Origin of the sequence: Lachnotalea glycerini, assembly GCF_003201285.1 — a bacterium.
Classification (GTDB): Bacteria; Bacillota; Clostridia; order Lachnospirales; family Lachnospiraceae; genus Lachnotalea; species Lachnotalea glycerini.
This window is the reverse complement of the sequence record NZ_QICS01000002.1, coordinates 665,444-677,315: the sequence shown is the minus strand read 5'-3', so window position 1 is coordinate 677,315 and position 11,872 is coordinate 665,444. Positions and strand designations below refer to the sequence as shown.

The window sequence follows — 11,872 nt, the reverse complement described above, 5'->3', positions numbered from 1 at the left end:
TTTCTGATACTTTTTGTTCTGAAATCTCTTTTGGTTTTCTTCGAAAACCGTTGAATTTTCAAGGTTGTAATTACTGTTTAATTATCAAGGTTCTTTTTCTTTTATCTTACCGCTCTCTCAAGCGACTTGATTATCTTACCATTTATGTTTTCTTTTGTCAACAACTTTTTTTGCTTTTTTTTAAATTATTTAAATTTCTTATTCTTTTTTAAAAATTCAATTTATTTATTAACAATTTGGCTTTTGCCGACAAAAGGTATCTTAACAAAATCCAATCGATATGTCAACCTATTTAGAAAAGAAAGTTATTATGTAATTTTTTGTTTAATTGTGTGTTAATTCTAAATAAGAAATATTCTAGAACCAATAAACGCAATGGGTATTTTTTGATTTTACTTATAACCGAAAAATACCCTGGTTTATTGTTAGTAAACTTTAGAGTATATTTTTACTAAATTAAACATAATTTCTATCACTGCTTCCATCCCTTCTACTGTGATATGCTCATAGACTCCGTGAAATGCATTTCCGCCGGTTCCCAGATTTGGGCAAGGTAAACCTCTATAGCTTAAGGTTGCACCATCTGTCCCGCCTCTGATTGGTTTTATAATTGGTATGACTTTGGCTTCTTGCATTGCCTTTTTCGCATTTTCAATAAGATGATAATTTTGATTAATTATTTCGGCCATGTTCTTATAACTTTCTTTATATACTAATGTAACTGTATTTTTACCGTATTCTTCATTTAATACTTTCTCGATATGCTCCAATGTCATTTTTTGTGCTTTAAAACATGCTGCATCATGATGTCTGACAATATAAGTCATTTTAGCCTTTTGTGTATTGCCTTGTAGCTCAGTCAAATGATAGAAGCCCTCATACTCTTCTGTTAGCTCCGGAACTTCAGCATTTGGAAGCATTGACTGTATCTTACAGGCAATAGAGGCTGCATTTATCATGACTCCTTTCGCTGCACCCGGATGTACCTCTACACCATTTATTTCAAAAACTGCAGATGCTGCATTGAAGTTTTCATACTCTAGTCCACCTTCCAAATCACCGTCAAGAGTATATGCATAATCTGCACCAAAAGCTTCTACATCAAACCATTTACCGCCTTGACCTATTTCTTCGTCGGGAGTAAAACCAATACAAATTTTCCCATGTGGCTCATCAGAATTTTTTAATAGCTCACACAATGTCATTATTTCTGCAACACCTGCTTTATCATCAGCCCCTAATATAGTAGTTCCATCTGTTGTAATCAAATTTCTTCCTGTATATTCTTTCAATTCCGGATACATAGAAACTGATAATACTTTCCCGCTGGTGCCTAAAGTGACATCATTGCCATCATAATTACGTATGATCTGTGGATTGACACTATCATCTTCTTGCCCCACCGTGTCCATATGCGCAATAAATCCTAATACTTTTGCATTTTTGCAATCCTTACTTGCCTCAATGCTTGCCATTACATTGCCATTTTCATCAATATGAGCATTCAAAATACCCAATACCTTTAACTCTTCTACTAATTTCTTAGCCAGAATAAGCTGTCGGCTTGTACTTGGGTGTGTGCTGCTCGTTTCATCTGAAACAGTATTTATTTTAATATATTCTAAAAAGCGCTCTTCTACCTTCATAAACTTAATCTCCTTGCATTGCATTCTTTCTATTTTTCTTTCCATTAATAACTTGCAAATATAGATTTCTATATATACTTTCCAAAATTAATCTATTTTATAAATATTATCTGTCATTGAATTGATTTTAAATCCACTAATCATTAGATTGCACTTAACGTTCTATGATATACAAGCTCAGGTTAATATAATGATTCCACAAAGTGCGTAACACTCCATAGGTATCAGGGGGGGAAATACCTTTTAACCCCAACATCATATCATATTATAAATTTCCAAAATCGTACATCGCTGTATTGAGTTTAATCCATTGCTCTCTTGCTTTATAGTCTGGCAGAATGGCTTCTACACTTCTCCAAAAATCCTTAGAATGATTCAAATATATTAAATGGCACATTTCATGTACAATAATATAATCAAGCATTGTATCAGGAAGCATAGCAATTCTAAAGTTAAAATTCAAATTACCCAAACTACTGCAACTTCCCCAACGTCTTTTTTGATTTTTTATTGTGATTTTGTTAATCTTCTTATTAAAAAAGTGTTTATAATATGTAATCCTTTCATTCACTAATTCTTTTGCCTTCTGCTTATACCAGCTTACTAATATTTGTGGAATACTCTTTTGTATGTTTGAATTAATAAATATAGTTAGTTTATTATTGTCCAATTCAATTTTATAATCTTTTATCCTGTTATCTTTAACAATATGAAGTTGATATTCAATTCCTCTGTAAAAAAGCTTATCCCCATTTTCACAGTTTTTTTGAGATTTATCTGTTTTGTAATCTGGCATATACGCTATTTTTTTATAAATCCAATCAGCTTTTTTTTCTACCATATACCCAATAATATTATCAGACAAGCCGCTTGGTGCCCTGACTATTACCTTTTTTGCAGGCAAAATTGATATGGATATGGTCTTTCGATTACTTCTTATGATATCATATTCTATTGTTGTTGAATTATAATTTAAAAACATTTCTCACCAGCTAACTCCTTATAACTTTACTATATTACAATAACAAGCGTTTCCTATTAAAGCAAGAAAGCAGACAAGTCCGCATCTGCTCCTTAATCCCTCACTCATGAGGGACTTGACCGCTTTCCAGCGCCGAATGCAGTCACACAGTGACATTTTCCTCTTGCATTCGTGCGCATTGTGTTTTATTTCATAGGAATCAAAGATTTTATACGTTACCACAACAAGGTCTTCCCTATGAAATAAAGAAATCCATATTAGCACTAAAATGCTAGTATGGACTTTACTTAATCTAGAATCGCTCTGCTAATTCTTCTATCTGTTTTATATTTTCTTCATTCATGGTTGACTTGATTGAAATCAGTGTATCATAAATCTCTACATTTTTCATGGTACTGATTAATTCTTTCATCACTCTGCCTGCTGATGGCGCCCATGAACCATTTTCTATAATAGCTACGGATCTATTTTGATAATTCTTATGCTGTAAACGCAATAAAAATTCATGCATACATGGAAATACGCTTGCATCATAGGAGGATGCTGCTACCACCATCTTACTATACATAAATGCATATTCCAATGCTCTTGATTTATCTGTTCTTGCTAAATCAATTAAAACAGCTTTTTTCCCTTTAGAATTTAATAATTCAGCAATTTTTATAGCCGCATTTGCAGTATTGCCATAAATAGATGCATAGGCTACAAGTATACCTTCCTCTTCGGCTTCATACTTACTCCATGTATTATATTTATCAAGGTAATATTCTAAACCCTCTTTTAAAACAGGTCCGTGTAATGGGCAAATCATTGCGATTTCCAAATTAGCTGCTTTCTTTAGCAAAGTTTGAACTGGGGCACCATATTTTCCTACTATATTAAAATAATAGCGTCTTGCCTCTTCTATCCAATTATCTTCTATATTTAGTACACCAAATTTTCCAAATGCATCTGCTGAAAATAATATCTTTTCACTTTGTTCATAGGTAACCATTACTTCCGGCCAATGCACCATTGGTGCCATAAAAAATTGTAAGGTATGATTTCCTAGATTTAGCGTATCACTTTCTTTCACTTCTATTTTACGTTTCGAAATATCTATATCAAAAAATTGTGATATCAAATTAAAAGTTTTAGCATTTCCTACTATTTTAAGATTCGGATATCTTTCTACTATGGTTTTTATATTAGCCGCATGATCAGGTTCCATATGTGATACAATCAGAAAATCTACCACTCTGCCATTTAGTGCCTCCTCAAGCTGTCTCATCCATTCATCTGTTACTCTTTTATCCGCTGTATCCATTACAGCAACCTTTTCATCTAAAATAACATATGAATTATAAGATATGCCATTCGGAACACTATATTGTCCTTCAAATAAATCTAAATCCTTATCGTTACAACCTACATATAATATTGACTCAGTAATTTTATTCACTTTCCTCTTCTCCTATACATACTTCTTCACACTTTAGTCCCTATAAGTATAAAACCAAGTTTTAGAATTATACTAACTTCTATTTGTATGGTAGTTTTTCTACTTATAATTTTTAAAAATACAATTTATAAAATATTTATACTATGTATTTTTTACAACATTTTATACTATTTGCTAATTTAAGAACTATTTCATTCTACCACAATTATTCAAATTATAAAACGTGAAACTTGACTTTCTTTAATAAATTTGTAAAAATGTAACAACATATTTCGACTCAGGCTGATATATTTGAATTTTTCAAATATTTTTTATTTCTTTCCATATTTATAGTTTTAAAATATCATGAATAATTCTATCATAATCCTTTCTTAAAAAACCATATATGTAAGTATCATAATATTTTCCATCAATAAGCCTATCATTCTTAATGATTCCATCACAATTGAATAGCTTTTCTAATGGTCCTTTACTATAAAAATTATGACTACCTATACAAAAGCTAATTCGATTAATTAAAATATTATTAAAAATAATTTTAAAAAGCGCAACGGTTGCCTCTATTCCATAACCATATTTACATTTTTCCTCTTCGATTGATACCCCTAGTTCTACAGTACTTTGATTTAGAATATTTGGATACCAAAATGATACTTCACCAATCAATTCATCATTTGATTTTAAGCAAATGGCATAACAATTCTTTCCTGAACTATTGATATAAGCTTTTTCGATCTCCTTTTCAGACATTGTTATAAAAGGATTAGAGGATTCATATCTTGCTAAGTTTTCATTGTTTTTCCATTCCCATATTTTTTTCATATCTTTTTCTTCAAACGCTCGCAAATATACTCTCCCTTGTCTAATCATCTTACCTTATCCTCTCTAGTTACACCCATAATATAGGTATCGTAAAATTTACCATTAATATATCTTTCTTCTTTTAAAATTCCCTCTTTTAAAAATCCATTTTCTTCCATTTTAGTAATCAATTCTTTATTCCTAATTATTACTAATTCTGATATATATATAGTAATTCTATAATAATTTTGTTGTTTAAATACATAATTCATAAAAGATAATAAAACTTGAATATAATACTTCTCATAATTGTTAATTGTATTAATAATAATCGATATAGCCACTCCAGTCATCATTGGCTTGCTGCATTCATAATAAATAATACCAATCATTGTACCGTCATCTTCAGCAATCAATGTTACATTTTTAGATAGCAAATTTTTATCAATCAATGCAAGTTTTAAAAAATTTTCGCTATACAATCCAAATGCAATGCCATTATTATATACTATTTTTTTATTTCGATATAATTCGTAAATATCTGATATATCTTCATTTTTAACTGCTCTCAAGCTTATTCTTGTATCATCCATCTTATTCCACCTCTTTATCCCAAATTCTTCTAATTACTTTTAACAAATTACTAAATGTCTAATGTACAAAAAATTTTCTAATTAAGATTTGAGGTGGAAAAATCTCAGTTAATGAATTCACATTTATTTGGAATTCATTAAATCCATATTTATCTACATACGACTTCCAAGGTCCGTTACAAATTATGTTTAAGCTACATTTATTACATTTTAGTTCCTTTTTACGATAGGTAACTTTCTCATAATCTGAATAATTATCAATATCTGTACCAGCCAAAACATCTGTTTTATCAACCACATCAAGCGATTTAGATTCATAATCTTTTATCATACAAAGTGGAAAGCCATGTAGATTCCACTTTATATTAGTCTCGTTTATAATTTCTATTGCCTTATATAAATATGGAATGACTTGACTGTACATGGGTACAACATCAGCAAAATTTATATTAGCACTTCCACTTGGTTCTATAAAAGTGGGACAAATAATATCTGAATTTATAGTTTTATAAAATTCGGCTATATCTGGGAGATATTTATAATTAGCTATTTGTATACATGTTGGAGTATACAAGATTTTATTTTCATTCTTGACATGCTCTACTGCTTTCAATAAATGAGAAAATGCACCTGGCACGCCAACAACATTATCATGTATTTTTGTATTATGTCCTTGTACTGATATACAAAATATATCAACTCCAGCTTCTGAAAAGTCTTTAACCAACTCTTTATCTGACAATTTAATTCCGTTTGTTTTTATCTCAATTCTTTTATACCCTAATTGCTTAGCCTTGCTGACAACATTAATAATTCCATCATAAATAGTCGGTTCCCCACCTGAGAGACACAAAGAATCGCAACCCTTTTCTATTCCTTTTTGCAATTCTTGATAAATCGCATCTAGCGACAGACACTTTTCTTCTTTCACTTTATCGGGTATACCCACTACACAAAAAATGCATTTAGCATTACATTGATAATGTACATTAATGGTTAATGTCTTCAAACTCTCATCCCCTTTTCTATCTACTACTGCTTTTAATATTTTAGTTTATATTTTATATGCCATAGACGAATTAATATTCAAATCTATGGCATATAGTTCTGCTAGTTATTACTTAGATGAATGGTTCCAATGACTTGAATGAGACCAAGCATCACTCACAACTGTAACTTCTTCAATAAAATCTTTAACCTCAACAGTTTTCTTGACTTCTGGTGTAACGTACATATCCTTCACCTCCTAGTATTTTTTTCAATCTATAGATTATTAATTTAGATTGTTTCAACATCCTCAAATAGAAATGATTTCGCCATTCCAAGGATCATATCTTTTGGATACCTTTCTTCAATCAGACTCTCCATTGCCTTTATAATTAAATACTTGTTTATTTCACAAATATCTCCTGGCTTATTTATATCATGATAAATTGACAATGCACTTTTAGGGCAGCCACCCTGACAAAAAGCCTTAACTTCACATCGATTACATTCTTCAATATTATTTAAATTTCGATTTCTAAACTTTTTTGCGTTTTTTGAATTTAAACATTCTGTAAAACTGCTATCTGTAATATTACCAAAAATAGTGCAATCGTCAAAAGGTCCCGTATTGCACCCATATACATTACCTTTATAATCCGTTGAAATGATATTAATACCAGATCCACATGGGCATCTTTGACACATGTATTTTCTCCAAGGTTTAAGCAGATATGCGTACGTAATAGATAAATTTCTAATAAATATTCTTCGCTTATGAGTTTTCCAATATGGTAAAATCACTTGATCAATAGCCTCAAATATTTTATCCACATAGATCTTCCCATCTAAAACAAGTCTCTTTTCCCTAGAAGCTCTTCCCACCTGACACATTGGCTGTAGTGTCATTTTTTCACACCCTATATCTAAAATCAATTTAGCTATTTCTGGAATGTTATCTTGCGAATCTTTTGTAATGACTGACGCAACCGTATTAACTTTAATATTATTTTGTCTTAATATATCAATATTTTTGGTTACAATATCATAGCTTCCTTTTCCTGAATGATATGGCCTTTGTTTGTCATTAATTTCACTACTGCCATCTAAACTGACTTGTATTGCACGATTTTTTATTTTTTTTAGTAAATTAATATGCTTATCTTCCAATAAAGTTCCATTAGTACATATAACATAATTAACATTCAATCCAGTGATTTGTTGAAATTTTGTACTGGCATAATTTATTAATTCCTCAAGATACTCTGTAAATAGTAATGGTTCACCACCTGTAAATTCTATTGAAACCGACCTTACTTTTTTTTCTTTAATATATTCATAGACTCTGTCTACCCATTGGTAAGCTATTTTAAGATTTGGTCTTTCACTATTACTATTGCAAGCTTCGCTACTACAATATATGCAATTTAAATTACACATATCTGTCACTCTAAACTCAAACATATAAAGCTTATTAATAGAATGATTAACTTCGTTTAAATCAAAAATATAAGAACCATTCTTTTTTATCAACCCTGCTTGATACGCTTTTTCTCCGAAATTCATATCGTAAAAGGATTCCCCAAACATCAATAATGCTAGTTCACTATCTTTAACTTCTGCCCATCCTCCAGTAACTGAATTAATAATTATATTATATTTTTCAGTCCTTACAATATCCAAATCATTACTATTGCTAGTATACTCTGTATATTTTGTAGATGAATTATAATGCGTCTCCATATATTCCTCCCTAAGACATGCTTAGTATTAAGCCTAACTTCTCAAATTCTTCTACTATATTATAGATATCATTTTTAATTCTAATAAAGTCTACCTCATACTTTTCCTGCATTAATATAGCAATGTCATTGATACTTTTATCTTCATTTAATAATTCAAGAACATCAAAAGCAGTTAAATTCAATATATGCATTTTATTTTTTTCGCTATCAAAAACTAATCCCTCTAAATTCGTCTTTCTTAATTGAACACATGATTTAACTTTATATTGCTTGTTTACTTCCATTCTCTCTTCCTCCAACAATAACTTACAAAAGTACCTTTCCCAAAATAATCTCTTCCTTTATTTTTTCTACTCCAGAGTTCTCTGAATCACCTCTAGTTATGTAATATTTAGTATTATGATTAAGAATAATTTCACAGATACGATGAGTAGTTAAATGATCTTTATTAAAAAATAAAACAATATCCCCTACTTTCAAATTACTTATATCATTTTCAAAACGGACAACCTCACCCTTCATAATTGTTGGTTCCATACTTTTACCAATAATTTTAATTTTATTTATCTTCTTTTTTTCAAATAGAAAAGACATAAAATCTTTAGCTGAAGAACTATCTAGGTCAAATCTTCCATCTTGCATTTACCTATCCCCTTTTATTTGTTTATTATATAATTCATAATAAAGACCTTGATTGTTCATAAGTTCAATATGCTTTCCACTCTCTACAACCTGTCCCTTATCAATTACTAGAATCTGGTCAGCAGCCGATACAGAAGCAATTCTATGGGAAACTACTATACAAGTTGAATTTCCAGAAAGTTTAAACAGAGTTTCATGAATTATTTTTTCTAAATTAGAATCTAGTGAGGAGGTTGCTTCATCAAATATAACAATCTTAGGTTTTTGTAGAAAAACTCTTGCAAGAGCTATCCTTTGCTTTTGCCCACCTGATAAATTTGTTCCTCTTTCATTTACAATCGTGTCGTATCCTTGTTTAAGATTTTCTATATAGTCATGAATTTTTGCCATCTTAGCAGCCCCAATAATTTCTTCCTTAGTAGCGTCTGGCTTAGATAATAAAATATTCTCTTCTATAGTAGCATTAAAAAGATATGGTTCTTGTGTAACAATTCCTATTTGATTTCTCAAATATTTTTTATGTATATTTCTACTATTTACATTGTTAAAATAAATATTTCCTTCATTTGGTTCATAGAATCTCATTATTAAATTTGTAATAGTTGTTTTTCCTGAACCACTAGGTCCTACAATTGCCACAAATTCACCTTTACGAATTGAAAAATTTATATTTTTCAATGTATACTTCTCTTCATATGAAAAATTTATATCTTTAAATTTAACATCTCCCTGTATTTGATTCCTTATTTCTGGTTCTTCAAAATTAAATTCAAGTGGCAAATTAAATAATTCATCTATTCTACTTAATGCACCATATGCAGATTGAAATTGTATATTAAAATTCATAAATATTCTAAAAGGCGAATACGCTTGGATAACATATTGGTAAAATGCAACTAATATTCCAATACTTATTTCTCCGTTTGTTACTAAATATATTCCATACCAAAAAACGATTAATGGACTTACATTAACAAAAAAAAATGTAAGCTGTTGAACAATAAAGCTTAAAGCGTTTGCTTCATTGTGTAAATTAGTTAGTTTCCTTAATGTGTCGGTAAATTTTTTCTCAAATTTATGTTGACTATTATAAGCTCGAATTATTTTTTGATTTGATAAAATATCCGTTAGCACTATTATTACATTTGCCGATTGTGACTGAACTTTTTTACTTATATTACGAATTTTATTATTAAAAATTTTAGAAATAAAGTAATAAAACGGTCCTATAATCAGCACACTTAATGTTAACTTCCAATTAATTAAAAAAAGTACTATAATAATAAAAATCATTACAAAAGTATTATTAATTAAATCACTTATCATCGTTGTCGTGAGTAAATTACTTACAACAGAAACATCATTCATGATTAATGATATTAAATTTCCAATACCAGTTCTTTCAATATAATTTATTGGTAATTCATTTATATATTTGATAATACTACTACGCATTGATAAACTTACTTCATTTCCAATTTTGGCTAGCTTTTTATTAACATAATATTGCAAAATTGATTTTACAATATAGATAGCTAAAATTATAATGCCTATATTCGCAATACTTCTTACTTTCTGCTCATTCATCGCATTATCTATTATTTCACTAATAAGTAATGGTACCGGTAATGTACTTATTGATAAAATTAACGAAATTGATAATAATATTATATAATTTGTCTTAAATGGTTTAATATATTTATAGTATCTTTCAAAACTATTTTTTTTTGTCATATATTTACCTTTTATTCTTCCAAGTATTATTATCAACAACTATAATACTTGAAAGAAGTTAATAATTAATACTATGATTTATTTTGGTACTGCTGGTACTGCTGGCTTTTCTTTATCCTTAATTAGTTTTTGGTCAGAAGTAAGGCTTAATTTGAAATCTTTTGCACTATTCGAATCAATACCCAATACAAAATTTGAATTTCCTTTTAAATCCTTTATTTCAATATTAATTGTTCCAGAATTTTCTTCAAAAAAAGTTTCAGAATATAATTTTTCATCAGTATCTTTGACTTTAATGTAAATTTCTACACTTCCTGATGTCAAACTAATTGTTCCACTTAACTTCATATGAGTTATTCCATCATTTAATTGGATATCTTGCACTTTTTCACCAGTAAACTCTGAAAAGCCAACTTCAATTTTACTTTCAGAAATATTTGAAACACACCCAGATAAGCTCAAAAAGCTTAATACTACAAAACCAAACATTACAAAAAGAATTTTTGCTATCATATGCACTTTCTCCTTTCTCTTTTTTTACATATTATTATATACAATTTCAATATAATTTACAATATTTTTCTGTTAAATTAATAAATTGTTTTTATTTTTATTATATATAATATTTTTATTTAAATATATACATACTATTCAACAATTTAATTTGTATTCTGATAAATCATGCAACTTATATTAAAATTTCATAAGAATCAAAACTTTTATACACTAATAACAAGGTCTTTTCTATGAAATAAAAAACAAGCATATTTATAAATTCCTACCTTTAAGAATTTTATAAACATGCCTGTTTAATAATATTGTAGTAATAACTTTACAATCTAATTTCTTTTACTTATAATTTCAAAAGCTTTTCTCGTATAAACTTATGGATTACATAGCAAATATTTACCTAGCGCAAAATGTTCAAAAAGAATTAACATGCAACTATTTCTTTGATATTAAATTCTTTACCACTTAGCATTTCCCAATCTCTGCAATCGCAATAGGGGCACTTGCTTTTGTTTTCCATGATATTAAATACTTTACTGCATTCACAGCAAAGCGCATTACCAGGCAATATCTCAATCTCCAATTTTGTATCCTGCAATATCGTACCATCTGCCGCTGCTGGAAAACACGCTTCAATATATCTGGGAATTACTGATGATAATTCACCAATTTGAAGCACTAATGTCTGAATTTGAGTTACTCCATTTTGTTTTGCAAAATTTTCAACAGTTTTCACAACCTCCATCATAACTCCGATTTCATGCAATTCAATGCACCTCCTATTCAGACAAATT

The 11,872-nt window shown here is 29.1% G+C and carries 12 protein-coding genes; all 12 read right to left on the bottom strand.

From position 1 onward, the window contains the following. Positions 1 to 425: 425 nt before the first annotated feature. Positions 426 to 1,646 carry a peptidase T gene (gene pepT / locus C8E03_RS07490; protein ID WP_094379174.1) on the bottom strand — a complete coding sequence of 407 codons (1,221 nt, stop codon included), beginning with the start codon at positions 1,644 to 1,646 and terminating at the stop codon, positions 426 to 428. Between the two features lie 265 nt (positions 1,647 to 1,911). After that, entirely contained in the window at positions 1,912 to 2,628 is a 717-nt protein-coding gene (locus C8E03_RS07485; RefSeq protein WP_094379176.1) for a M48 family metallopeptidase, read from the bottom strand. Positions 2,629 to 2,920: 292 nt separating this feature from the next. Next, positions 2,921 to 4,069 carry an FprA family A-type flavoprotein gene (locus tag C8E03_RS07480; RefSeq protein ID WP_094379178.1) on the bottom strand — a complete coding sequence of 383 codons (1,149 nt, stop codon included), beginning with the start codon at positions 4,067 to 4,069 and terminating at the stop codon, positions 2,921 to 2,923. Positions 4,070 to 4,396: 327 nt separating this feature from the next. Next, positions 4,397 to 4,939: a GNAT family N-acetyltransferase gene (locus C8E03_RS07475; RefSeq protein WP_094379179.1), complete on the bottom strand. Its 543-nt coding sequence runs from the start codon at positions 4,937 to 4,939 to the stop codon at positions 4,397 to 4,399. Next, positions 4,936 to 5,463 carry a GNAT family N-acetyltransferase gene (locus C8E03_RS07470; RefSeq protein WP_094379181.1) on the bottom strand — a complete coding sequence of 176 codons (528 nt, stop codon included), beginning with the start codon at positions 5,461 to 5,463 and terminating at the stop codon, positions 4,936 to 4,938. Before C8E03_RS07470 ends, C8E03_RS07475 begins: the two co-directional genes overlap by 4 nt. Before the next feature lie 58 nt (positions 5,464 to 5,521). Continuing rightward, positions 5,522 to 6,472 carry a radical SAM protein gene (locus tag C8E03_RS07465; protein ID WP_170122930.1) on the bottom strand — a complete coding sequence of 317 codons (951 nt, stop codon included), beginning with the start codon at positions 6,470 to 6,472 and terminating at the stop codon, positions 5,522 to 5,524. Between the two features lie 269 nt (positions 6,473 to 6,741). Beyond that, a complete protein-coding gene (locus C8E03_RS07460) occupies positions 6,742 to 8,190 on the bottom strand; it encodes a radical SAM/SPASM domain-containing protein (protein ID WP_094379185.1) in 1,449 nt (482 codons plus the stop codon). Positions 8,191 to 8,200: 10 nt separating this feature from the next. Beyond that, the gene (locus tag C8E03_RS07455) at positions 8,201 to 8,476 is read right to left on the bottom strand and encodes a PqqD family protein (RefSeq protein WP_094379187.1); all 276 of its coding nucleotides are present in this window, start codon (positions 8,474 to 8,476) and stop codon (positions 8,201 to 8,203) included. 22 nt (positions 8,477 to 8,498) lie between these two features. Further along, positions 8,499 to 8,834, bottom strand: a complete 336-nt coding sequence (locus C8E03_RS07450) for a signal peptidase I (protein WP_110290666.1) — start codon at positions 8,832 to 8,834, stop codon at positions 8,499 to 8,501. Further along, positions 8,835 to 10,568 (bottom strand): ABC transporter ATP-binding protein, encoded by a 1,734-nt coding sequence (locus C8E03_RS07445; protein ID WP_094379191.1) that lies wholly within the window; start codon positions 10,566 to 10,568, stop codon positions 8,835 to 8,837. A gap of 78 nt (positions 10,569 to 10,646) precedes the next feature. After that, positions 10,647 to 11,081, bottom strand: coding sequence for a hypothetical protein (locus C8E03_RS07440; protein ID WP_094379192.1), 435 nt, complete (start codon positions 11,079 to 11,081; stop codon positions 10,647 to 10,649). A 421-nt stretch (positions 11,082 to 11,502) separates the two neighbouring features. After that, positions 11,503 to 11,844, bottom strand: coding sequence for a hydrogenase maturation nickel metallochaperone HypA/HybF (locus C8E03_RS07435; RefSeq protein ID WP_094379194.1), 342 nt, complete (start codon positions 11,842 to 11,844; stop codon positions 11,503 to 11,505). Between the last annotated feature and the right edge of the window lie 28 nt (positions 11,845 to 11,872).